General features: G+C 50.7%; 20 protein-coding genes and 1 riboswitch. Of the genes, 11 read left to right on the top strand and 9 right to left on the bottom strand.

Going from position 1 to position 22,983, the window contains the following annotated elements:
- The first annotated feature begins 227 nt into the window (after window positions 1-227).
- Together GU926_RS16620 and GU926_RS16615 are read left to right on the top strand one after the other, a co-directional pair.
- Complete coding sequence (locus tag GU926_RS16620) at window positions 228-992, top strand: ferritin-like domain-containing protein (RefSeq protein WP_160693859.1); 765 nt, start codon at window positions 228-230, stop codon at window positions 990-992.
- 13 nt (window positions 993-1,005) lie between these two features.
- Window positions 1,006-1,848: a ferritin-like domain-containing protein gene (locus GU926_RS16615; protein ID WP_160693857.1), complete on the top strand. Its 843-nt coding sequence runs from the start codon at window positions 1,006-1,008 to the stop codon at window positions 1,846-1,848.
- 359 nt (window positions 1,849-2,207) lie between these two features.
- Here the strand turns inward: GU926_RS16615 and queG are convergent, their stop codons facing one another.
- Both queG and ruvB read right to left on the bottom strand, forming a co-directional pair.
- Entirely contained in the window at window positions 2,208-3,149 is a 942-nt protein-coding gene (gene queG, locus GU926_RS16605; protein ID WP_160693853.1) for a tRNA epoxyqueuosine(34) reductase QueG, read from the bottom strand.
- Window positions 3,150-3,336: 187 nt separating this feature from the next.
- Window positions 3,337-4,380 (bottom strand): Holliday junction branch migration DNA helicase RuvB, encoded by a 1,044-nt coding sequence (gene ruvB, locus GU926_RS16600; protein ID WP_160693851.1) that lies wholly within the window; start codon window positions 4,378-4,380, stop codon window positions 3,337-3,339.
- 270 nt (window positions 4,381-4,650) lie between these two features.
- On the opposite strand from ruvB, the gene GU926_RS16595 reads away from it, so the two are divergent.
- Window positions 4,651-4,977 (top strand): hypothetical protein, encoded by a 327-nt coding sequence (locus GU926_RS16595; protein WP_160693849.1) that lies wholly within the window; start codon window positions 4,651-4,653, stop codon window positions 4,975-4,977.
- A gap of 307 nt (window positions 4,978-5,284) precedes the next feature.
- Here the strand turns inward: GU926_RS16595 and GU926_RS16590 are convergent, their stop codons facing one another.
- Window positions 5,285-6,463 carry an acyl-CoA dehydrogenase family protein gene (locus GU926_RS16590; protein WP_160693847.1) on the bottom strand — a complete coding sequence of 393 codons (1,179 nt, stop codon included), beginning with the start codon at window positions 6,461-6,463 and terminating at the stop codon, window positions 5,285-5,287.
- A gap of 345 nt (window positions 6,464-6,808) precedes the next feature.
- A complete protein-coding gene (locus tag GU926_RS16585; RefSeq protein WP_160693845.1) occupies window positions 6,809-9,268 on the bottom strand; it encodes a TonB-dependent receptor in 2,460 nt (819 codons plus the stop codon).
- A gap of 60 nt (window positions 9,269-9,328) precedes the next feature.
- Window positions 9,329-9,425, bottom strand: a riboswitch (TPP riboswitch).
- Between the two features lie 161 nt (window positions 9,426-9,586).
- On the opposite strand from GU926_RS16585, the gene GU926_RS16580 reads away from it, so the two are divergent.
- The gene (locus GU926_RS16580) at window positions 9,587-9,811 is read left to right on the top strand and encodes a hypothetical protein (protein ID WP_232058366.1); all 225 of its coding nucleotides are present in this window, start codon (window positions 9,587-9,589) and stop codon (window positions 9,809-9,811) included.
- Between the two features lie 151 nt (window positions 9,812-9,962).
- Here GU926_RS16580 and GU926_RS16575 read toward each other — a convergent pair whose 3' ends face one another.
- Window positions 9,963-10,670, bottom strand: a complete 708-nt coding sequence (locus GU926_RS16575; RefSeq protein WP_160693841.1) for a YceI family protein — start codon at window positions 10,668-10,670, stop codon at window positions 9,963-9,965.
- A 37-nt stretch (window positions 10,671-10,707) separates the two neighbouring features.
- Window positions 10,708-11,283 (bottom strand): MarR family winged helix-turn-helix transcriptional regulator, encoded by a 576-nt coding sequence (locus GU926_RS16570; RefSeq protein ID WP_317165584.1) that lies wholly within the window; start codon window positions 11,281-11,283, stop codon window positions 10,708-10,710.
- A 23-nt stretch (window positions 11,284-11,306) separates the two neighbouring features.
- On the opposite strand from GU926_RS16570, the gene GU926_RS16565 reads away from it, so the two are divergent.
- Window positions 11,307-11,960, top strand: a complete 654-nt coding sequence (locus GU926_RS16565) for a DedA family protein (RefSeq protein ID WP_160693839.1) — start codon at window positions 11,307-11,309, stop codon at window positions 11,958-11,960.
- Window positions 11,961-12,019: 59 nt separating this feature from the next.
- On the top strand, window positions 12,020-12,595 hold the full coding sequence (locus GU926_RS16560; RefSeq protein ID WP_160693837.1) for a DUF6799 domain-containing protein: 576 nt from the start codon (window positions 12,020-12,022) through the stop codon (window positions 12,593-12,595).
- A gap of 99 nt (window positions 12,596-12,694) precedes the next feature.
- Here GU926_RS16560 and GU926_RS16555 read toward each other — a convergent pair whose 3' ends face one another.
- Window positions 12,695-13,690: a dipeptide epimerase gene (locus GU926_RS16555; RefSeq protein ID WP_160693835.1), complete on the bottom strand. Its 996-nt coding sequence runs from the start codon at window positions 13,688-13,690 to the stop codon at window positions 12,695-12,697.
- A 218-nt stretch (window positions 13,691-13,908) separates the two neighbouring features.
- Between GU926_RS16555 and GU926_RS16550 the strand changes: the two genes are divergently transcribed.
- Window positions 13,909-15,288, top strand: a complete 1,380-nt coding sequence (locus GU926_RS16550) for a dicarboxylate/amino acid:cation symporter (protein WP_160693833.1) — start codon at window positions 13,909-13,911, stop codon at window positions 15,286-15,288.
- 42 nt (window positions 15,289-15,330) lie between these two features.
- Window positions 15,331-15,894 (top strand): TlpA family protein disulfide reductase, encoded by a 564-nt coding sequence (locus tag GU926_RS16545; protein ID WP_160693831.1) that lies wholly within the window; start codon window positions 15,331-15,333, stop codon window positions 15,892-15,894.
- 150 nt (window positions 15,895-16,044) lie between these two features.
- Here the strand turns inward: GU926_RS16545 and GU926_RS16540 are convergent, their stop codons facing one another.
- A complete protein-coding gene (locus tag GU926_RS16540; protein ID WP_160693829.1) occupies window positions 16,045-16,569 on the bottom strand; it encodes a DUF695 domain-containing protein in 525 nt (174 codons plus the stop codon).
- Between the two features lie 55 nt (window positions 16,570-16,624).
- Entirely contained in the window at window positions 16,625-17,503 is an 879-nt protein-coding gene (locus GU926_RS16535) for a YitT family protein (protein WP_160693827.1), read from the bottom strand.
- 275 nt (window positions 17,504-17,778) lie between these two features.
- Here GU926_RS16535 and GU926_RS16530 point away from each other — a divergent pair, with 275 nt between their 5' ends.
- From GU926_RS16530 to GU926_RS16520, 3 genes are all read left to right on the top strand, one after another.
- The gene (locus GU926_RS16530; RefSeq protein WP_160693825.1) at window positions 17,779-18,933 is read left to right on the top strand and encodes an MFS transporter; all 1,155 of its coding nucleotides are present in this window, start codon (window positions 17,779-17,781) and stop codon (window positions 18,931-18,933) included.
- 927 nt (window positions 18,934-19,860) lie between these two features.
- On the top strand, window positions 19,861-21,216 hold the full coding sequence (locus tag GU926_RS16525; protein WP_160693823.1) for a M16 family metallopeptidase: 1,356 nt from the start codon (window positions 19,861-19,863) through the stop codon (window positions 21,214-21,216).
- On the top strand, window positions 21,216-22,835 hold the full coding sequence (locus GU926_RS16520) for a M16 family metallopeptidase (protein WP_160693821.1): 1,620 nt from the start codon (window positions 21,216-21,218) through the stop codon (window positions 22,833-22,835). Before GU926_RS16525 ends, GU926_RS16520 begins: the two co-directional genes overlap by 1 nt.
- Window positions 22,836-22,983 lie beyond the last annotated feature (148 nt).

The following is a 22,983-nucleotide window of genomic DNA, read 5'->3' as shown; positions in this document are numbered from 1 at the left end:
TACGAATTACCGCCGTAGTGCCCTCTCTTTCCTGCAAAAGACCCGCCGCGCAAAGAAGAAATAACTTCTCCCGAAAAAAATTCGCCCCTCCCAAAATCCGGACCCCGGGCCGGCCTCGTAGGTCTCGCTGAAATCCGGGAGGCTGCGGCGCCGGAGGTCACCGGTCCCTTTAAAGCTTGACCCAAGCAGAAGGTCCATTCTTATGTTACACTTCAAACTTTAAAACTATGGCAGAAAACCTAGAACCCACCCCTGTAGACGAAACAGAAAACAGGATCAACACCCCCTTCAACAGACGCAACTTCTTGAAGTACACAGGAGTGGCCATGGCCGCCACCGCGGTAGTGCTCACCACCAGCTGCGACGACGATGATGAAGATGACATGGTTGTCACCGATGACTCCGTAAACTTAGGTTCTGGAGACGTGGGCATTTTAAATTACGCCTATGCGCTGGAGCAACTGGAAGCCGCCTTCTACACGGCCGTAGTCGCTTTGCCTAACTTCAACACCTTGTTTCCTAATGCCACTGAGAGAGCCTCTTTGACCGACATTAGAAACCATGAGATTGCGCACCGCGAGTTTTTCAAAAAAGCCATCACCGCCGCGGCCGCCAGCCAGATCATTCCAAGCCTTACGCCTAACCTGCCGGCCAGCGCCTTGGCTAGCCGTGAGTCCATCCTGGCCACCGCCAAAACCTTTGAAGACCTGGGAGTAGCCGCCTACAACGGCGCTGGCAAGCTAATCTCTGCCGCCGGGGTTGCGTACCTGGGCATTGCCGGTAAAATTGTTTCTGTAGAGGCCCGTCACGCCGCCGAAATCAGGGACATGATTTCTAACGGAACCTTCGCCAGTGGTGCAGCCGGCGTTACGGCTGGTAACATTGTAGACGAAAATGGCCTGGACGTGGCGTTGACGCCTATGCAGGTACTCGCCTTGGCTCAGCCATTTGTGAAAGAAAAACTAAACGGAAGCAATTTACCAACCCAATAAGCAGCAGACTACTATGAATATCTTCAACATCATCAAAGAAATAGAAAAAGTAGACCCAGAGGTATACGATCGCTTAGACCCAAGAAGAGCGGTGTTCAAGCACTTCGCCGGTTTTGGCAAGAAGCTGGCTGCCGCCGCCGTTCCATTGGCCTTCGGGTCTGTGTTGAACAAAGCCTATGGTCAGAGCACGTCGTCTATCAGAGAAGTACTGGAATACGCCCTGGCCTTAGAGAACCTGGAGTACTACTTCTACAAGCAAGCCGCTGCTACCAACCTTTTCCCTACCGCTGCGGCTAAGACGGCCTTTGAAACCATCAGAGACCATGAAGAAGACCACGTAGCCTTCTTGAGAAGCGCCATAACCAGCTTGAACAGTGGTGCCCCCACTACGTACACGCAGGCTAGCTTTGACTATTCTGCCGGTGGTCTGTTGTCTGACACTTTCACCAACTACGGCACCATGCTGGCCGTGGCCCAGGCCTTTGAAGACACTGGGGTCCGTGCCTATAAAGGTGCCGCTCCGTCTTTGATCAGCAATGACGCCGTGTTACAGGCTGCCCTGCAGATTCACTCTGTAGAAGCCCGCCACGCTGCTCACTTGCGCCGCATGCGCAGAGACGCTGCCACCGGAGGCGTAGCCTCTAACAAGCCATGGATCACGTTGAAAGACCGTGGTGGTTTGCCAGCGGCCTTCCAGGGCATTTATGACGGGGAAGAAGTGACTACGCAGGCAGGTGTGCCTATCACGGGTACTTTTGGAAGTGTAACCATCACCGCCGAGGCCGCGTCTGAGGCCTTTGACGAGCCGTTGACCATGGCCCAAGTGCTCGCGATTGTAGATCCTTTTATCAAATAGGCAATTTTTCACCCATCATTATGAAAATAAAAAAAGGCAGCCTTGTGGGCTGCCTTTTTTTATTAAATTTGTATAAAATCATCTGTTTTAAAGGCATCTTTTGCAATTTTAGCACGTATAGTCTAATCCATTCAACTTATACCTTACCTATAAACACTTATACACGCCATGTTGGAGTATGTGAAAATGATCTTGGACAAAGTGAGCTTTGATCAAAAACTATTTGAGAAAGAGCTTAGAAAAGGTCTCCGTATGCTCGTGAGAAATGAACTGGAAAGCTTGAGAGAGTGGTGCTACAAACGCTACAACAACAAGTATGACAGCATCTTGAACCGGGTATTCGGGAATGTAATGGCTGCCTAGGCAGTTTTCTCGTCGGCTGTGACAAAGCGCAGGTTCCGGAGCAATCCATTATAGCCCGTGCGCTTGACAGCAGATTTCCTGAACAAATCCTGAAATACATCTTGAGTAAGCTCTTGCCAATCCCCCATGGTGAGGCGGAGCAACTCTGGATGTGGCGCAAAGGCCGGCTCCTGGTGCGGCTTGCTAAACCGGTTCCACGGGCACACATCCTGGCAGATATCACAGCCAAACACCCAGTTCCCAAACTTTCCGTCTACTTCATAAGGAATCTGGTCTTTCAACTCAATGGTAAAATAAGAAATGCATTTGCTGCCGTCTACCACATACGGTTGTGAAATGGCGTCTGTAGGACACGCGTCCATGCATTTGGTACAGGTACCGCAGTAGTCTTTGATGGGTCCATCCGGCTCCAGCTCCAAGTCCAGAATCAGTTCGGCAATGAAGAAGAAACTGCCAGTTCCCGGACGTATTAAATTGCTGTTCTTACCTACCCAGCCCAGTCCGCTTTTCTTGGCCCAAACCTTGTCCATGACCGGTGCTGAGTCTACAAACACCCTTCCCCCTACCTCGCCAATCTCTTCCTGAATGTAATTAAATAGCGTCTTAAGCTTGTCTTTGATGACAAAATGATAATCCTGCCCGTAGGCGTATTTTGAAATTTTGAGCGTGTCTTCCGGCTGCGTTTCCTCTGGAAAATAATTCAACAGCAAACTCACCACCGACTTGGCACCTTCTACCAGTAGTCTTGGGTCCAGGCGCTTGTCAAAATGGTTGGCCATGTAATGCATCTGGCCGTGCTTATTCTGGTTGAGCCAGTTCTCCAGCCTAGGCGCCTCATCTTCTAAAAACTCAGCCTTGGACACCCCGCAGTACATAAAGCCCAGTTCCTGAGCCTTCTGCTTGATAAGTTGCGTATGTTTTGGGGCGAGGTTAAACATTGGAAAAAGAGAGATGCTTCTGTTGTGGGAACAAAATTGGCGGAAAAGAATTTCAGTTGCCTTATAAATTCTGTTTTTGGCCTACTTTCTAGAAAACAGGCTAAAAACGACAACTACATAATTTTCTAAAAAGAAAGCCCTGAATCTCAAATGAGTCAGGGCTTTCTAATGCAATGTATAAATCCAATTACTCAGCCTGGTCAAACAAGGTACCGCTACGCACGTGGTTAGGCGCAATTTTACCCAGGTGACGGTACGCGGCCTCCGTAGCTTCACGGCCCCGGCTGGTACGCTTAATGTAGCCTTCCTGAATCAGGAATGGCTCATATACCTCTTCAATGGTCTCGGCTTCTTCGCCGCAGGCCGTGGCAATAGTAGAAAGACCCACCGGACCACCTTTGAACTTGTCAATGATGGTGCTCAAGATGCGTTTATCCATCTCGTCCAGACCGTTGCTGTCTACGTCCAGGGCGTTGAGGGCAAATTGGGCAATGTCAACCGTAATGGTACCGTCTCCCTTAATCTGCGCGAAGTCACGGGTACGGCGCAACAGGTTGTTGGCAATACGCGGCGTACCACGGCTACGACGGGCAATCTCAAAAGCGGCGTCCTCATAAATAGGCGCTCCCAGAATCTCTGAGGAACGCATCACAATAGAGGTCAACAACTTGGAGTCATAGTATTCCAAACGCGAGTTGATACCAAAGCGCGCACGCAGTGGCGAGGTCAGCAAACCAGAACGCGTTGTGGCGCCAATCAAGGTAAACGGATTGAGTGAAATCTGCACGGAACGGGCGTTGGGGCCAGAATCCAGCATGATGTCAATCTTATAATCCTCCATAGCCGAGTACAGGTACTCTTCTACAATGGGGTTCAGGCGGTGAATCTCATCAATAAAGAGCACGTCGTTGCGCTCCAGATTCGTGAGTAGACCAGCTAGGTCACTGGGTTTGTCCAACACGGGGCCAGACGTGATTTTGATATTGGAGCCTAAGGCGTTGGCGATGATGTGGCTCAACGTGGTTTTACCCAAGCCGGGAGGTCCGTGTAAAAGGACGTGATCCAAGGCCTCGCCGCGCATGATGGCTGCGCCCACAAATATCTTCAGGTTTTCTACCACTTTGTCCTGGCCGGTGAAGTCACCAAAGTCCAGCGGCCGAAGAGCTTTGTCATACTCCTTCTCAGCGGGTGATAAGTTCTCGGCTTCGCCGCTTAAATAATCTTCTCTCATGTGTAAAATCTCCTAGCAGTACAGCAAAGATTCAGTTGTAAAGATAACAGCTATCGATGTAAAAACGCTCCATATAAAGCTGTAAAAGCGTATCTTTTTGCTAGTATTTTTACCAAATACATCCAAGAATCTAATATATTTAGCATACCTTACATAGATCCCTCCTCTATCATCTTCCAAGTCTGGAACATTAATCTAGTAATTGGACCGATTATGGCATTGCCCTTGTTACCAAGCTGAACCGGCTTACCTTTCCTTTATACCAATCACATGAACATAGATACATTCGCCTCCTTAAAGGTATTGATGGAAAACTTGGAGTGCGAAGCCACTAATGAAAAGGAAGCTCTTCATGAACTTCAGACGCAATGCAACGAGATTCTCCACCTGATAAAGACCTTACAGTTCACCAACAACTCGGCGCACGTGCAACTTGCCACCAAACAAGCCTTGGAGTACATTTACAAGGCCTTGTCTGAGATTGACACCAAACGCGTTGCGGTGCAGGCAGGTCAAAACGGGACGGTAGACCTGCATGATATCTGCGGTCCCGCCCATGCCAGCCTGGAGATTATCCTGAACCTGAATTACAACTAGTGCCGTTTTTGGGCTGTTTCCCAGAAAACAGGCAAAATCCACACTCGCCTCTGGCGAGTGTGGGCAACCTCAGGCCTCTGGCCGAATTAACCAAAAGAATGGGTGCGTTTTGGTATAGCGGCGGGACGCCGCACGTACTTCACACTCGCCAGAGTCGAGCGAGGGAAAAGAAGTTAAGTTAGCCCTTCCATCAATTCATTTTTGGCCTGTTTCCAAGAAAACAGCCCAAAAACAAAAAGGCCGCTACATTTCTGTAGTGGCCTTTTTGTTTTTACTTGGAATTCGAGTAACCAATAACGAACAATGATTACTTAAATGCCTGAATACCGGTAATGTCTGCGCCAGTAATCAACAAGTGGATGTCATGGGTGCCTTCATAGGTAATCACGCTTTCCAGGTTCATCATGTGGCGCATGATTGGGTACTCGCCGGTAATGCCCATTCCACCATGAATCTGGCGGGCTTCGCGGGCAATGTGCAAGGCCATGTCCACGCTGTTGCGCTTCGCCATGGAGATTTGCTGAGTAGTGGCTTTGCCTTCGTTCTTAAGCATGCCTAAACGCCAAACCATTAATTGGGCTTTAGTGATCTCGGTGATCATCTCGGCTAGTTTCTTCTGGATTAACTGGAAGCTGGCAATGGGTTTACCGAACTGAATGCGCTCTTTGGCATATTTCAAGGCAGACTCATAACAGTCAATGGCGGCGCCAATCGCTCCCCAGGCAATACCGTATCTAGCCGAATCCAAACATCCCAAAGGTCCTTTCAGGCCATCAATGTTGGGCAAAAGGTTTTCCTTGGGCACTTTCACGTTGTCAAATACCAGCTCGCCAGTAACTGAGGCACGCAAGCTCCATTTGTTGTGGATTTCGGGGGCGGTAAAGCCTTCCATGCCGCGCTCTACAATGACACCCTTAATCCTACCTTCCTCGTTTTTGGCCCACACCACCGCCACCTGGCTTTCGGGTGAGTTAGAAATCCAAAGCTTGGCACCGTTCAACAGGTAATGGTCACCCATGTCTTTGATGTTGGTGGTCATTCCGCCCGGATTAGAACCATGGTCTGGCTCGGTTAAGCCAAAGCAACCCAACCATTCGCCGCTGGCTAGCTTAGGCAGGTACTTGTTGCGCTGTTCCTCAGAGCCGTAGGCGTAGATGGGGTACATCACCAAAGAACCCTGCACCGATGCCGTGGAACGCATCCCTGAGTCGCCGCGCTCAATCTCCTGCATGATGAGGCCGTAGCTGATGTAGTCCAGTCCGCCCCCGCCGTATTCTGTGGGAATGGTAGGACCAAAGGCGCCTACGTCGCCAAACTTCTTGACAATCTCAGAAGGAAAATGTGCGTCCTGCGCCCACTTCTCAATATTTGGGGAGATTTCGCGCTTGACAAAGTCACGCATGGTCTGTCGGATAAGCTTGTGCTCATCTGTCAGGAGGTCATCTATGTTAAAGTAATCTGTGAAACCAGAAGTATCAGAAGCCATGAGAAATAGAGTTATTACTTGGTTAATGAGGACTATTGCCAAACTTAGCAAGAATTGAGGTGCTACCCAAGTTCTAAGTAAAGAGTCTTGAGTCGCGAGTCTAGAGTTGCGAGTATAAGTACGCATTGATTTTCTGAGCATATGGATGCAACACCTCCCGCCGTTGTTGGTGTTATCACCAATAACTTAGACTCCCTCTACCATGACCAGCTTGACCTGATGAGTTAAACATCGTTTTTCGCCTCTTTTCTAGAAAACAGGCCAAAATCGGTTCAGCCATAAAAAAAACGGCATCCCCCGCCTGAGCAGGGGATGCCGTTTTTCGGGTGTTTTCTGGAAATCAGGTTAAAAACGAAGGCTTACCTGAGCCAGGAAGTTACGTGGCGCTTGGGGGAAATAATAGTTGTAATCATAGCGGTTCGGGTCACCATCGTATAGCTCTGTGAAGGTGTAGCCGTTGGCCTCATACTCTTTATTGAAGACGTTGTTCACCAGCAATCCCACTTCTACTTCCTTCATCCAAGAAACCGGTTTGAAGGTGTAGAACACGTGGGCATCCCCTATGCCATACGGTGATAATCTTCGGTTCTGGCTGGCGGTATTGTCCAGGAATTGCTCACTCACGGTCTTGTACTGGAAAGCCACGCGCAAACCGGTCAGGGGTCTCACCTGAATCTGTGAAGACGTCACTACGCTAGGCGAATAGGCAATGGTGGTTTCATCGTACTCATTTACTACCACATCCTCTGGGTTATAGTCAATAGGCAGGACCTCGGTGAACTGCTTGATGCGGTTTCTGGAGAAGGACAGGTTGGTAGTCACATCCACAAACTCGCCAATGAACAGGTTACCCGACAGCTCTACGCCGGTTCTATAGCTTTCTGGGATGTTGGTTCTAAGTGCCGTTCCCACATCATTCAGCTGACCCGTTAAGACCAATTGATCTTTGTAGTCCATGTAAAAATACGTCAAATCTGAGCGGAACAGCAATGACTGGCCTGCCACTTGGCCCAGGCTTTGGTTGAAACGGTAACCGGCTTCCCAGTCCACCAGGCGCTCTGGTTTGGCCACGTCATTGGCCGGACGGTCTGTGAAATCAGAACGCGTAGGTTCACGGTTGCCCACCGCCACGGATGCGTACAGGTTGTGGTTGTTGGTGATGTTGTAGGTGATACCGGCTTTGGGGTTGAAGAAAGCATAATCAGCGCGGGTGGTTACGTCGCGGCGGTCATCGTCAAAGCCGTCAATCTTATAATCCACGGTACGCACCTGCAGGTCAGTGAACAAGCCTAGTTGGTCCGTGACGGCCAGGTTTACCTTGCCATACACGTTGAAGTCGGTTTTCTGGGCATCGTTCTCATAGTAGCGGTGGTTGGGTCTAATGGTAGAAGCGTACTGCGCCCAAATTACCTCGCCGTAATGGTCTCCGGCATACCGGTTCCAGCCCCCTCCCAACGTAGCCGACAATCTGCCCAGGCCTTGGTACTGCAAAGAGAAAGTGGTTCCGTAGAAATGATTGTCCAGCCACTTCTGGCGCACTAAGTCCGTTCTTTTCACGGTACTGCCATCAGCCACCGGAATGTTGTAATTGGCGAATTTCTCATTCACTTTGAATTGCTCATAAAACCCGAAGCCCCGTGTATAGTGCAAAGCTCCGTTCAGCGTCCATTGCGGACTGAAGGAATGGCCATAGTGTAATTGATAATGGTTCTGTTGATAGTCGTCTACCTCGTTGTCATAGGGTATTTCTGTGCTACCATAGTCTGTGCCCGCAGAGTTAAAGGTGCGGTTGGTTTTAAGGGTTTCTTCGTCTACCCCGTTCCATGCCTGGTAGGTGATTTCCTTTCCGCCAAAGACCACCAGTTTCAAGAAATCCTTAGCGCCGTAGTAACTGCCAGACACATAAAAGGACTTAAGGTCTGAGGTGGCGCGGTCAATGTAGCCGTCAGAAGAGACTCTGGATAGACGGCCGTCAACCGCAAACTTTCCACCCAGCAGGCCGGTACCAAACTGTACGTTGTTTTTCCAGGTGTTGTAAGAGCCAAAGGCGTTGTCCGTGCGCGCATACGCTTCCTGGCTGGCGTCTTGGGTCTGCAGGTTCAGGCTTGCCCCGAAGGCTCCGGGTCCGTTGCTGGAGGTACCCACGCCTCGCTGTATCTGCACGTCCTGCAAAGAAGAAGCAAAGTCAGGCATGTTCACAAAGAAGACACCGTGGCTCTCGGCGTCGTTCACTGGTATGCCATTCACGGTCACGTTAATGCGGGTAATGTCTGAGCCCCGTATGCGCAAGCCGGTATAGCCCACACCCGCCCCGGCGTCTGAGTTGGTGACCAATGACGGCGTGTTTTCCAGCAGATAGGGCAGGTCCTGACCGAAATTTCGGCTCTGGATTTCTTCTTTGCTCACGTTGCTGTAGGTGGTGCCGGTTTTCTCATTGGCGCGGGTGGCCGTCACCAATACTTCTTTGGTAGTGAGGTTGTCGCGCGTGAGGGCAAACTCCTGGTTCTGGCTTTCACCCAACTCTATGTACTCTGTCACGGTGCCGTAGCCCACATGGCTGATTCTTACCAAATAGTCGCCAGCTAGAAGGTTGACAAATTGAAAGCGCCCGTCTGCGCCGCTCTGGGTTTGCAGACTTATCTGCTGGATGTAAATGGTACTGCCCACCAACGGCTGGCGGGTGGCGGCGTCTATTACGCGGCCAGATAAGGTGACGTCTACAGAATCATAAGAAGACAGCGTAATTTGTGCCATGGCAAACCAAGGCAACAGACAGCCCACAAGCAGGGCTAATACTCTTTTCATGTGAAAGATGGTAATGGTAAAACATGCAGGCCACACCAGGGGTTGGTGCTCCCAAATTGTTTTGTTTCCCTTGTTTTTCCCTTCGCCGGTACTAACCGTATCAGGTTCAATGGGTATGATCTCAGCCCGTTTTGTTAAGGCACCCCTAAAACTTGGGACAAAGCTAGCAGCTACTTATTTAAAAACAAACCAAGAACCTGTTTCACCCTGGCTATTTTTTTGGTTCTGGGCCTAACATAGAGAGCCCGCTATACGTTGAACAAGAGGACCCACCCCCCTGACTGTGAGTGGTATGTATGACACCTAATGTTGATTCTTATGATCAGTATTGTATACTCCTTGGTGGTGTTGGCCATGCTGGCGTTTTTTGCTTTGGTACCGCGCAAAAAATACCGGGTGCCCCCCCAGGATGACAGCGACGACGACGGCGGCGAACCTCTCAATGACGGCTTGCCCGACCTTGACCTCCCCCCAGGCATTCGCCTGCCCATTGATGACTGGGAGCCTGATTACAACAGACCTCGCATTAAAGAGATTTTCTAGTACCCTTTCTCCTATTTTCCTGAAAACCCGAAAGCCTGGCCACAAGACACCGAGCTTCCGGGTTTTTCGTTTTTACCCGTCTAGGCATAAAAAAAGCCGTTCTTCTTAATGAGAAGAGCGGCTTTTTTTATGCCTAGACGGGTAACCTAGTTTAGCTTTTGGCTACCTTGGCTTTGTCTGTTTTCTCCTTTTTAGCTTTGGTCACCTCTTCTGCTTTCGCTACCACGTTCAGTTTAAGTTCAATGTCATCTTGAATGGCTTTGTCGCCCAGGTTCTCGAAGAAGTTGCCAGACCGGAACTTGATGTCCCATTTGGTACGGTCAAACTTTAAGGTGCCAGTGGCCGTGGCTACGCCCTTTTTCACCCAAACAGCCGCCGGGAATGTGATTTCATTGGTAATGCCTTTAATGGTAAGATTTCCCGTCACAATGTAGTTGGTAGATCCTACTTTGGCGTTGCCCTTGGGCACCAGGTTGGTGATGATGAAGTTGGCCGTAGGGTTTTTCTCCACAGAAAAGAAGTCATCTGAGCGCAAGTGATTCACCAGGTTTTTGTTGGAGTTGCCTTGCAGGTCATTGCAGGTGATGGAGGTCATGTCAATGGCAAAGGAACCGCCGCGCAGGGCGCTTTTGTCAAATAGCATGGAGCCGCTCTGCAGTTTCAGGTTGCCGTTGTGCTCACCAGTCACTTTACGGCCAATCCAGCCCAGCGTGCTCTCTGTGGTCTCTACCTTGAACGTTTGCACTCCGGCAGCCAGTTTTGCCGGCACCGCAGTTTCAGAAGTTACAGGATTGAAGGTGGTAAAGGCAGAGGCTCCCACTGCGGCGGCCAGTAGCGCAGAAAGTACAATTCTTTTCATGGGCTTAAAATTAGGGTTTATTAAGTGGAGTAAATGGTTAGTCTCTGATCTTGTCCAGCAGGTTGCTCAGCAATTCTGCTTCTTGCTGGGTAAGGTTCTGGATGCCGTGTTGGTTCCCTTGCTGGGCCTGGTCCAGTTCCTGCAGAATCTGCAATCCTTTCTCTGTGATGAGAATGTCTACCGTACGGCGGTCTGTGGGGCACTGTGTGCGGGTAACCAATTGCTTAGCCTCTAGCTTGTCTACAATGCGGGACGCGTTAGAAGTCTTGTCCAGCATGCGCTCAATTAAAAGGTTAACGGTGGCAGGCTTGGGGTATTGTCCCCGCAGTATGCGCAGAATGTTGTATTGGGGCAACGTGATGCCGTACCCCTTCAGGATGGTGGACTGGGTCAGCTGCAGGCTGTTGGCCGTATACACAATATTGATGTAGGCCTTTTGGAAAGCATCCTTGAACGTGCTTTGTTTTATTTCGTCTTCAATCTTCATGTCATGGCAAAAATAGCATAAAGGCAAAGTATTCTGTGAGTTAATGGCAACATTTTCTGAGCTGAAGGAAAAATACCAGATGATGGCCCCGCCTAACATGACCGGACCGCTCTGCGTATGAGCCACAGACACCGTTAACCACCCGCACCATGACGCTTTTATTTCTTCTGGTAACTTTTCCTGAGATGTTCTCCAGCCCTGAGAACATGATCAAGTACGGTGGCATGGCACTTATCCTTTCGGTGATGTTTGTAGAGACGGGACTGCTCATTGGCCTGGTCATACCCGGCGGCGACTCTCTGCTGCTGGCCACGGGACTGCTAGCCGGGGCAGACGTGCTCACGGTTCCCTTGGGCGTCTTGTTAATCAGTATGACGGCCGCCGGCATTGCCGGAGACCTGCTGGGCTTCAGCATTGGCCGGAAAATGGGCAAAAAGCTCTACAAGAAAGAAGACACCTGGTATTTTAAGCGCCGGCACCTGGACAAGGCACAGAAATTTTACCAGGAGAAAGGAAAGTCTGCCGTGATTCTGGGCAAGTTTGTGCCGGTGGTGCGCACGTTCAATCCGCTGCTGGCCGGCGCCACCGGCATGGAGCTCTCTCGGTTTCTGGTGGTGAGCGCCCTGGGCACGGCGCTGTGGGTCTGCTCTCTGGTGGTGAGCAGCTATTACCTGGGCCGGCAGTTCCCTCAATTGAAAGAGTATTTGCATTATGCTATACCAATCATCATAGCTTTGTCTATCTTGCCGGGTATTATTCAGTACTTTAAAGAACGGAACGCCACGGCCAAGACAGAACTGTAATTCCTGTTTTTGCCCTTATTCCCAAAAAATAGCCTAAAAACCATTTTCAACCAACGCACATGACACGCATCCTCTTACTACCGGCCTTACTCCTCTTGTTTATCTTTGGTGCTAGCCACCAGAGCCTGGCCCAGAGTGCTTCTATCTCTACTTCTAAAAGCGGAAAAACCGTCACTCCCAGCGTGACTCCTTTCAAACAGGGACTCATGATGCGCAACGGCGTGGTGGTGGAAATCAACAATGATGTCATTACGCCCATCCAAGAAACCAGAAGAATGCCCAACGGCACCACCGTTACCCCAGACGGCGTAGTGGTGACCAGAAGAGGAGACGAAATAAAAATGCTGGAAGGCGACCGCGTGGACGTGAACGGCGTGTTTGCCAAAACGCCCGTGATTATAAATGAGAGCACGGTGGTTACGGGAGACACGGCTGCCCTCAGAAATGAGCTCAACATGGCCCAGCACCTGCAAACCCGCCTGGACCTACTACAACGCAAACGCGAACTGCTGGAGCAGAAAAACGCCCTTCTAGAAAAAGCCGTTCAGTCCAAAACCAAATCAAAAGAACTGCAGAAAGTAGACGCAGACCTGGCCAAAGTCCAGAAGCAACTCACGCAGATGGAAAAAAAATAATGACTTCATAATAACTATTAATCATTATTCACTAATCACAAATCATTCCGTAGCCGTCGTTTTTGGCTTGTTTTCCAGAAAACAAGCCAAAAACGGCGGCTACGGCTGCGTTACGGGCAGTAAGAGACCGTCTTGTTCTTTTACATACTTGAAGGGCTCGTCTTTGACCACCAGCATACCATCCAAGTCCAGGAAGTCTACGCCATGGGACAATTGAATGGCAGACCAGATGCCCATGGAGGTTTCCACCATACAGCCAATCATGGTTTTTAAACCTAGGGACCGTGTCTTCTGCAGGATGGATAGCCCATTTAGGTAACCGCCGGCTTTCATGAGCTTCATGTTCACGCCGTGAAACTGCTGCTTTAACAAATCCCAGTCGGCGTGGTCTGTCACAGACTCATCTGCGAAGAGATCATAGGGTGAATGCTTTTTCAGGTACAGATATTCCTCGTCCAGGCCGGCTGGCATGGGTTGCTCAATCATGAGAATGGGCCACTTTTTGAGGCCTTCCATAAACCGAATAAGGGCGTCTGGGTCCTGCCAGGCCTCGTTGGCGTCTACCATCAGGGGCTGCGAGGTGGCTTTGTACACCTCGCCCATCATATCCAGACCAGACTCCTGGTTTACCTTCACCTTCAGATATTGGAACCGTTGCAGTTGGTGTTCTTTGGCGAAGTCGGCAATTTTGCCCGGGTCCATGATGGGGAACGTGAAGGCTGTGGGGGTAGAAGCCACCGCCGGCACGCCCAAGTACTGGGCCACGGTTTTGTTTTCTTTTCTAGCAAGGTAATGCACCAGGGCAGACTCCAGGGCGAAGCGCAGGGCCGGCAGCGTTTTCTCCTGCTGGGTAAGGTGTTGCAGTTCCTCCACGGTTTCAACGTTGGCCAGGCCGTTTTTTTGCAGACTATTAAACTGTTGTTGCAGAAGTTCAGGCGTTTCGCCGTAGCGTATGTTGGGGGCGGCCTCTCCCCTGCCTTGTGTGCGCTCATCGCCCACGGTCACCAACAGGTTGGTTTTCATGTCTGAGGCGTTTCTGGAGATTTTCCAGGTGAATTTCAAGGCCAGGTCCAGAAGCTCAATTTGCCAGTTCATCTTGTCAGGGGTTTGGGTCAGAATTCAAGTCTAGGGCAAAAAAGGGGGAAAAGCCAGAAAAAAGAGGGAAACTATCGTTTGACTGCCTCTTTAGGAAACCATAGTTTTAAAGTATATTTGGCAGTCACAAAGGTGGGCGAACTTCAAAAAACCGCTCATTCCCATTCTTCTAACCCTTTGCCCAACACCCCTTTCTGGGTGTGACCGCGTACTACTTTATGAAAAACTCTACTCTTGCGTTGGTGGCGTTTCTGGTGCTCACCATCTCTGCCGTTCTTACCGTCATGCACAACTACGGCATTGTTGCCGTGCCAGACCTGGCGCTGGGCGCCGCCCGTTGGATTGGCATCCTGGTGCTCATCCTGTTTGCCTATCGTAAAAAATCACTGACCACCTGGATTCTGGTGAGCATGGTCATTGGCGCCGAGATTGGGTACAGTTTCCCAGACTTCGCCCAGGGCCTGAACGTGATGAGCAAAATCTTCTTGAAGATGGTGAAAACCATCATTGCTCCCTTGATCTTCGCTACCCTGGTGGTGGGTATTGCCGGCCACTCCAACCTGAAACAGGTGGGCAAGATGGGTGGCAAGGCCTTGATTTACTTTGAGGTAGTCACAACCGTGGCGCTTTTCATTGGTCTGGCGGCCATCAACATCAGCAAGGCCGGCGAAGGCATTGTCTTGAAAGGCGTTACCAGCAATGAGATTAAAGCCGCAGAGCCGCAAACCTGGCAAGACATTGTGCTGCACATCTTCCCAGAGAACATTGCCAAGTCCGTGGCCGAGGGTCAGGTGTTGCAGATTGTGGTGTTCAGCGTGCTGTTTGGCATTGCCCTGGCCATGCTCAATGAGCGCAAACGCCGTCCGTTGCTAGAGGTAACAGAGAGCTTGGCTGAGACCATGTTCAAGTTCACCAACATCATCATGTACTTTGCGCCCATTGCGGTGGGTGCGGCCATTGCCTACACCGTGGGGCACATGGGCTTCGGGATTCTGGTGAACCTGTTCAAACTGCTGGCTACGCTCTATGTGGCCTTGATTGCCTTCTTGTTACTGGTGTTGCTTCCGGTGGCGCTCTTCTTCCGGATTCCGGTGAAGATGTTTGCCAAGGCCATTGCAGAGCCCGTATCCATTGCCTTTGCCACCACCAGTTCTGAGGCCGCCCTGCCGCGTGCCATGGAAGCCATGGAATCTATTGGCGTACCCCGCAAGGTGGTGGCCTTTGTCATGCCCATGGGCTATAGCTTCAACCTGGACGGTACCACGTTGTACCTTTCCTTGGCTTCTATCTTCGTGGCGCAGGCTGCGGGCATTAACTTAAGCTGGGAGCAGCAGTTGTTGATGGTGTTTACCCTCATGCTGACCAGTAAAGGCGTGGCCGGGGTACCAAGAGCTTCTCTGGTAATTCTGCTGGGCACGGCCGCTTCTTTCAACCTGCCGGTAGAACCAATCTTTATCATTTTAGGTATTGATGAACTAATGGACATGGCCCGCACCTCTGTGAACGTGATTGGTAACTGCCTGGCCACCGCCGTCATTGCCCGCTGGGAAGGCGAGTTTGTGGACCTGGACGAGCCAAGACCTATTGAAGCCATCTAAGTCATCACCGCGAGCGCGGCTGTTATTAGAATAGAAAATAGTATGAAAAAGCATCTTCTTGTTTTTGCGACGGCCCTGGCCCTGGCTGGCTGCGCCGGATCCAAACAAAGCTCCAGCGAAGCCGTGCACACGGGCATCAACCCCAATGAGAACCGCGAGGAGAAAACCGCTACCGGCGAGACCATTCTAATTGGCCCCATCACACGCGTGGCCTTTGACCAGGCTCCGTACAGCGGCTGGTTCCACCCGGCTTACCAGCGGTACACGCCCAACGCCAAAATAATGGAAGAACTGACGCCGCTGCTGGAGAATGTCACGTTCAAGGCTTTTGTAGGAAGTTGGTGCATAGACACCCAGCGCGACCTGCCGCGCTTGTTCAAGGTTTTGGACGTGGGCCGCGTACCGCTTACCAAACTGCAGATGGTAAGCTTGCGCGAAGACAAAACCACCTGGACCGGCGAAGAAAAGCAATACAACGTGACGGCCGTGCCTACCTTCATCGTGTACAACAAAGAAGGCAAGGAACTGGGCAGGATTGTAGAAGTAGCCTACCCAACCATTGAAATGCAGTTGCTCAACATCATCAAAGGCACCGAGAAAAAGTAACCCCAAAGCTTACCAAAATAAGAGAGGCCGAAGAAAGCATGTATGGTGCTTTTTCTTCGGCCTCTCTTATTTTATCCTGATTTATGCTGCCGTTTTTAGGCTGTTTCCTGGAAAACAAGCCAAAAACGGTTTAATCAACAAACCTGATGCTTAATCCTGCTGAAAGAGATAGGCTACCTTGCTCCATTCTTTGTCTTCTTCTATCTTAAACTGAAATTGCCTGATAGAATTGGGATTACTCGCTAGTTTTTGCAGGACAGCATTCGCTTTTTCTGGGTCATCTACATAATACAGTAATTCTCTGGTCCCTTCAAAGGTGGTTCTTCCCAAGTAATGCCTACCGCAGACCTTCTTCAATTCAGCATCTATTTCATCCTCCAAATTATTTAAGTGTGTAGCTTCATTACTGGTGGGGTGTCCGTTTGCATTTTTTTCTCGGACCTCAATATCTACCCACAAATACCAGGGATACTCTTTTTTAAATTCATAATTCTTATAGGATTGGTTCACCATTAAGAACCCAAGTCCGCCGTTTCGGTCATTGGCTTGAAGAATACTGAAATCTTCTAGAGGGAATCGCTCCTTTCCTGCCTCTCCTGTTCTGTTTTTAGACAGGCCAAAAAATCCTAAGACGACAACCATTCCTATCGTAATTCCCAGCAATATCTTTCTCATTATTCCTAAAATAACATCAAAACAGACTTAATAAGAGTAATGTACCAATTAAATATTAGTGCAACGGTCTGCGTTTAACCATGCCGCCCTCAGTGTCATCAATGCTGTGCTGGAACATGAACGCATTGGGGTCAATCAATTTCACTTCCTTCTTTAAATCTGGCAGCTCAAACCGCGTCACTACCGTGAAGACAATGTCAATGTCTACGTTGGAGGTGCCGCGCTTGCCAAACCCGCGCTTGCCCTGGTAGATGGTCACGCCGCGGCCCAGGTTCTCGGTCACGGCCTGCCGTATCTTCTCACTGTGCTCAGAGACAATGGTCACGCCAGTGTACTGCTCAATACCCTGTATAAAGAAGTCAATCATCTTAGAGGCAGAGAAGTACGTCAGGATAGAGTAAAGCGCCGTCTCGGTGCCCAGCACGAACAACGCCGAAAGGAAGATGAGTATGTTGAGCAGCAGGATGAAGTCACTCACCTTGAGCGGATAGTTTTTGCTTACCACCAGGGCGGCAATCTCCGTTCCGTCCAGGACTGCCCCGCCCCGCATGGCCAATCCAATGCCGGCGCCAATGAATACACCGCCAAATACGGCAGTAAGCAGAATGTCATGGGTTACGTCTGGAAACTCCACAAACACCAAGGCCAGGGAAAGACCGGCAATGGCCGCCGCACTTTTCAAGGTAAACCGCATGCCCATCTGCTTATAACCCAGCACAATGAACGGCAGGTTGATGAGCAGAATAAGAATGGCCAGCGGCAATCCAAACGCCGCCGACAACAGCATGGAAATACCCGTTACACCGCCGTCAATCAGGTGGCTGGAGAGCAAGAAGCCCTTCAGGCCAAAGGCCGCCGACAGGATGCCCATTCCAATGAGAATTGTATTTTTTACGGTATTGCCCAGGTTGTTGACGCTTTGACCTTGATCCATAGGGGAAGTTAAGAGAAGAAAATATCCGCTGAAAGGGCGGTTTTGAAAAGAAGACTTAGTTCGACTGGTTAAAGATGCGAAATTTAGAAGAGAACTTTTTCTTTCATTTTACACTGGAAGAAAAAAGTGCTTGTATAGGTCCAAAAAAAGAGAAGTCTGGCCGGTTTCAAAAAAGATAGCGGTCCGTTTTTGGTCTGTTTCCCAGGAAAGAAGCCAAAAACGAAATCGATTTCCCATGTGTTTAGGCTATTTTTGCACTTTGCCCACGTATCCTCATGACCACTACTCCCTCCTCAACATACTCACGCAGAACGTACCGCCTGGCCGTGGGCTGCTTGTTCTTTCTACTAGGTCTGTGCTTTGCCAGCTGGGGTTCGCGCATTCCCAGCATTCAGGAAAAACTACACCTTTCTGAAGCAGCCTTGGGCGGCGTGTTGTTCTCCCTGCCCGTGGGTTTGATGATGTCACTGCCCTTTGCCGGTTGGCTCATTCCCAAGATTGGCAGCAGAAACGCCATCACGGCGGGCCTGCTATTCTACAGCCTGGTGCTGGTGTCCATTGGTTTAGCCCAAAACACCTGGCAGCTAGTGGTGGCCTTGTTCTTCTTCGGGTTTGGCAGCAACCTCTCCAACATTGCCGTGAACACGCAGGCCGTGGGCGTAGAGAATATGTACAAGAAGTCTATCATGGCTTCTTTTCATGGGCTCTGGAGTCTGGCTGGTTTCACGGGCGCGGCCATTGGCACCTTCATGATCGGCTCCAATGTGATCCCGTTTCATCATTTCCTGCTCATTCTGGCAGTGACCGTAGTGGGCGTGGCCGTTTGTTTCAGATACGTTCTGCCGGCAGACGACAAGCCCCAGGAAAAGCAGCCCTTGTTTGTCATGCCAGACCGTTCTTTGATTGTGCTGGGCATGATTGCCTTCTGCTCGTTAATCTGCGAGGGGGCCATGTTTGATTGGAGCGGTATCTACTTCCAGAAAGTGGTGGGCGCCGAAAAAGCCTGGGTAGCCGCCGGGTACACTGCCTTCATGAGCACCATGGCCGGCACCCGCTTCATTGCCGACTGGCTTACCACCAAACTGGGCCTCCGGAAGGTCTTAATCTTCAGCGGTCTTCTAACGGCCGGTGGCCTGACCATTGCCGTCTTGTTCCCGTACCTGGCGACTGCCATTTTAGGCTTTTTGCTGGTTGGGATGGGCGTGAGTGCGGTAGTGCCCCTAGTGTATGGTGAGGCCGGCCGGTCCAAGACCATGTCTCCCAGTACGGCCCTGGCGGCGGTGACCACTATCGGCTTTGCGGGGTTTCTGGTAGGCCCACCGTTGATTGGCCTGGTGGCCGGCCTCAGCAGCCTGCGCCTCTCCTTCGCCCTCATTGCCGTGATGGGCATCACCGTAGCGGTACTTTCCTCCAGAGCCAGGATGGATTAAAAGCCGTTTCTGGCCTGCTTTCTGGGAATTAGGCGAAAAGCGAGCATAGACTCTAATAGGAGCTGCGTGCACTACGCGTTTAGTCCTGAGTTCTGAGTCTGGCAATTCGTTTTTGTTTTTTTGGGTGATTTAGGTCAAAAACGGTATTTGGCACAGACGCAGGGGATAACCACCCCCAGCCCCTCCTACATCAGGAGGGGAGCTTTATCAGCAACGCGCGGGAGACAAGGCAGTGCCGTTGTCTCTACATTCCCGCGCCAGCGAATGCAGGCATTGCAACCCTTCAAACACGACCCAGCCTGCCCTTGACTGAGGGAAAAGAGACTGTTCAATCTAAGTCTCTTTTCCCGAGGGAGAAAGTAGTGGCTTGTCAACCGGCAGCGGCGTAAGCCAGCCATGAAACAGATCACCTCAGCCAGGTGCAGAACTCTGAACCACCGCCTGTCCGAGCGTTCAGCGAGTTCGGGGGCTCTTGATTCTTTTGGTTACTTTTCTCATCAAGGAGAAAAGTGACAAACCCAGGCAGAAAGTAAGATAAGTAGAGGTTTAGTAAGAAGGAGTTGGGAGGTAGTGGCTTTAACGGCAGTTTTGGTTGTCGGTGATAACACCAACAACGGCAGAAAGGATGACCAGTTGATGTAAACACCCCTCCCCTGAGCTACGCTCGCTGTCTCAAACGCTCGTTTGGGCAATCATCCTCAAGGTAAGAATCTGCGGCGAGTCAAGACATTGCCTTGGATTAGCTACTATAGACTTTGAACTTGCCCCTCATACCCTTGCCCTCAAGGAGGAAGATGAACCTCCTTACAAACCAGTTTTTAGCTTCTTTCTCAGAAAACAGAGCAAAAACGGCAATGCTTTTGTAAATTCAACCCGGTGGCTGCGACTTACCAGCAGTTCACAAATTCCTACCAAAACGCAAGACAAATGAAGACGAAACTACTCAGCCTTCTGGTGGCCTGGGCGGCACTGGTGTCCAGTGGCTTTGCCCAAGACCAGGGCGGCGACAAGATTCTGCCCTACCCCATTCAGCAGAAAAAACTGGCCAACGGCCTGAACGTGGTGACGGTGCCCTACAACAGCCCGGGACTGGCCGCCTTTTACATTGTGGTGCGCGCAGGTTCCAGGGAAGAAATGGAACCCGGCAAGACAGGCTTCGCGCACTTCTTTGAGCACATGATGTTTAGGGGCACAGACAAATACCCTACAGAGAAGTACGAGGAGACCGTGAAAGCCCTGGGGGCCTCTGCCAACGCCAACACCTCCATTGACCGCACCATTTACCACATGACAGGCAACGCCGACATGTTGGACAAGATGTTCGAGATAGAGGCAGACCGTTTCCAGAACCTCAAATACTCGGTGCATGACTTTAAGACAGAGGCCGGCGCCGTGAAAGGCGAATACACCAAAAACTCGGCCAGCCCCTATTCGCAGCTGAATGAGAAGGTGTACGGCACGGCCTTCAAGAAGCATACTTACGCGCACACCACCATGGGTTTCTTTGAAGACGTGGTAGACATGCCCAACCAGTATGAGTACTCCAAGGTATTCTTCAACCGGTTCTACCGCCCAGAGTACGCCACCATTGTGGTAGTAGGCGATGTGAAACAGGAAGAAGTAAACCGCCTGGCAGAGAAATACTTTGGGGCCTGGAAACGCGGAAGCTACCAACCTAAAATTGAGACCGAGCCCGCCCAGAAAGAGACGCGATACGCGCACGTGCAGCAAGCCGGTTTTCCGCCGTACCTGATGCTGGGTTACAAAGGCCCGGCGTTTTCAGACGAAGCCAAGGACCTGCCGGCCCTGGACCTGTTGACCAGCATCCTGTTTTCAGAGACCTCAGACTTGTACAAGAAACTGGTGCTGCAAGAGCAGAAAGTACGCTTTGTGGGCGGCGGTGCGCAGTTTGCCCGCGACCCTAACCTCATTTCCTTGTCTGCCTCCGTAGTGAAAGCCGAAGACATGCAATACGTAAAGGACGAAATTGTGAAGGCCGTGAATGAGATGAAGACCAAACCGGTAGATGCCCAGAAGCTCGCCGACACCAAGTCGAACAACCGTTACTCTTTTGCCATGAGTATGGACAGCCCAGACGCCATCGCCAACTCGCTGTCTAGGTTCATTTGGCTGACCGGTGACGCAGAGAGCCTCAACCGAACCTATGCCTTGTATGACCAGGTAACGCCGCAGGACTTGATGAACGTGGCTAAAAAATATTTCGTGGAAAGCGGCTTAACCATTGCCACCATTTCGCCTAACAAAGAAGGAGGTGTGAAATAATGAAAAGAATCTTCGCCTACATTCTGCCCTTGGCTATGACCATGGCAGCCTGCCAGAAACAACTGCAAACGTCTGCCACCACTACAGACGGCGCCGCACCAACGGTTATAGAAAACTTACAGCCATTACGTCCTATTGACGTGGTAGAACTTTCCCTGCCCGAGTCTGACAAGGTGATTGTAAAGCTCATGTTCCGAAACGGCTCTATGACTGACCCAGACGGAAAAGAAGGCCTCACCTATGCCACGGCGCAAACCATCATGGCCAGCGGCACGCAGGACCTCACCAACACCCAGATTCAGGAAAAAATCTACCCCATGGCGGCCCGCTACGGCGCCAGCGTGGACAAAGAAGTGACGGTGTTCACCTTTGCGGTGCACAAAGACTTCCTGAACCAGTTCTATCCCATCTTGAAAGGCTTGATGCTCACGCCGCGTTTTGCGCCAGAGGATTTCAGCCGCGTGAAGTCCAACCAGCAGAACTACGTAGACCAGGTGTTGAGAACTTCTTCAGATGAAGAATACAGCAAGAAAGCCTTGGAAGATCTGTTGTTCAGGGGCACCAACTACCAGCACACCGCCCAAGGCACCAGCGCCGGCGTGCAGGCCATCACCTTAGAGGACGTGAAGAACCAATACAAGAACTTCTTCACCCATAACAACGTGACCATTGGCATTGCCGGTAACTACTCTCCAGAGTTTCTGAGCCAGCTGAAGCAAGACATGAAAGGCCTTTCATCTGTAGAGCCTAATGTGGGGCGTCCGGGTCAGCCCAATAAGCCGAACGGTATTGTGGTGGAGATCATCAGTAAGCCAAACGCGTTAGGTTCTGCCATCTTCACGGGTGCGCCTTTGTCCATCACGCGGTCTTCAGATAACTTTGCCGCTTTGATGGTGGCTAACTCGTATTTGGGCGAGCACCGCAAAAGCTACGGCCAGCTGTATGAGAAAATACGCAGCACCCGCTCCATGAACTACGGCGACTATTCTTACATTGAATGGTACGAGAACGGCGGCGGTAACATGCTGCCGGTAGCAGGCGTGCCCAGAACGTCTAATTACCACGCCCTCTGGATCAGGCCCGTGCAAACCGCCGAAGGCCTGAAACAGCAGTACAAGGAGTTGGGCAACATCAAGGTGGGGCATGCGCATTTTGCGCTTCGGCTGGCTTTGCGCGAGGTGGATGACATGATTAAGAACGGCATCTCCAAAGAAGACTTTGACCTGACCCGCCAGTTCCTGCGCAGCTACAACAAACTCTACATCCAGACGCCAGAGAAACAACTGGGCTTCTTGCTGGACTCGCATTACTACGGCCGCAAAAACTACATAGAGGAAATGGACGCCCTGCTGGCTAAACTGACGGTAGAAGATGTGAACGCCGCCATCAAGAAATACTGGACCGCAGACAACCTGTTTGTCACCATTGTCACCGATGACAGCGAAGCCCAACCTCTCGCCGATGCCCTACGCAACAACACGCCTTCCCCAATGAGTTATTCTAACATTGTCAAGGAAGGACTGCCGCAGGCAGTGAAGACAGAAGACGCCCAGATTGCCAACTTCAAACTAAATGTAAAAGAAGTGCGCGTGGTAGATACCAAAGACACGTTCAAATAAACCACATTCCCTTATCTCTCAAGAAAAGCCTGCCGCATGTGCAGGCTTTTCTTTTTTAATAGCTACCTGTTTTTGGCTAATTCCGATAAAACACACCAAAAACAACATTAAAACAAACAATACAAAAGTGTATTTAATAAGCGCATAA

This window comes from Nibribacter ruber, assembly GCF_009913235.1.
Classification (GTDB): Bacteria; Bacteroidota; Bacteroidia; order Cytophagales; family Hymenobacteraceae; genus Nibribacter; species Nibribacter ruber.
Note: the sequence above shows the minus strand (reverse complement) of the source record. Positions and strands in the feature narration are given on the sequence as shown.

Bases quoted from the DNA above. Each gene is read 5' to 3' on its own strand.
- GU926_RS16545 (WP_160693831.1), top strand. From the start codon at position 15,331: ATGAAAAAGCATCTTCTTGTTTTTGCGACGGCCCTGGCCCTGGCTGGC.
- GU926_RS16555 (WP_160693835.1), bottom strand. From the start codon at position 13,690: ATGAACTGGCAAATTGAGCTTCTGGACCTGGCCTTGAAATTCACCTGG.
- GU926_RS16620 (WP_160693859.1), top strand. From the start codon at position 228: ATGGCAGAAAACCTAGAACCCACCCCTGTAGACGAAACAGAAAACAGG.
- queG (WP_160693853.1), bottom strand. From the start codon at position 3,149: ATGTTTAACCTCGCCCCAAAACATACGCAACTTATCAAGCAGAAGGCT.
- GU926_RS16540 (WP_160693829.1), bottom strand. From the start codon at position 16,569: ATGAGAAAGATATTGCTGGGAATTACGATAGGAATGGTTGTCGTCTTA.
- GU926_RS16595 (WP_160693849.1), top strand. From the start codon at position 4,651: ATGAACATAGATACATTCGCCTCCTTAAAGGTATTGATGGAAAACTTG.
- GU926_RS16550 (WP_160693833.1), top strand. From the start codon at position 13,909: ATGAAAAACTCTACTCTTGCGTTGGTGGCGTTTCTGGTGCTCACCATC.
- GU926_RS16535 (WP_160693827.1), bottom strand. From the start codon at position 17,503: ATGGATCAAGGTCAAAGCGTCAACAACCTGGGCAATACCGTAAAAAAT.
- GU926_RS16585 (WP_160693845.1), bottom strand. From the start codon at position 9,268: ATGAAAAGAGTATTAGCCCTGCTTGTGGGCTGTCTGTTGCCTTGGTTT.
- GU926_RS16525 (WP_160693823.1), top strand. From the start codon at position 19,861: ATGAAGACGAAACTACTCAGCCTTCTGGTGGCCTGGGCGGCACTGGTG.
- GU926_RS16575 (WP_160693841.1), bottom strand. From the start codon at position 10,670: ATGAAAAGAATTGTACTTTCTGCGCTACTGGCCGCCGCAGTGGGAGCC.
- ruvB (WP_160693851.1), bottom strand. From the start codon at position 4,380: ATGAGAGAAGATTATTTAAGCGGCGAAGCCGAGAACTTATCACCCGCT.
- GU926_RS16530 (WP_160693825.1), top strand. From the start codon at position 17,779: ATGACCACTACTCCCTCCTCAACATACTCACGCAGAACGTACCGCCTG.
- GU926_RS16615 (WP_160693857.1), top strand. From the start codon at position 1,006: ATGAATATCTTCAACATCATCAAAGAAATAGAAAAAGTAGACCCAGAG.
- GU926_RS16520 (WP_160693821.1), top strand. From the start codon at position 21,216: ATGAAAAGAATCTTCGCCTACATTCTGCCCTTGGCTATGACCATGGCA.
- GU926_RS16560 (WP_160693837.1), top strand. From the start codon at position 12,020: ATGACACGCATCCTCTTACTACCGGCCTTACTCCTCTTGTTTATCTTT.
- GU926_RS16565 (WP_160693839.1), top strand. From the start codon at position 11,307: ATGACGCTTTTATTTCTTCTGGTAACTTTTCCTGAGATGTTCTCCAGC.
- GU926_RS16590 (WP_160693847.1), bottom strand. From the start codon at position 6,463: ATGGCTTCTGATACTTCTGGTTTCACAGATTACTTTAACATAGATGAC.
- GU926_RS16580 (WP_232058366.1), top strand. From the start codon at position 9,587: ATGATCAGTATTGTATACTCCTTGGTGGTGTTGGCCATGCTGGCGTTT.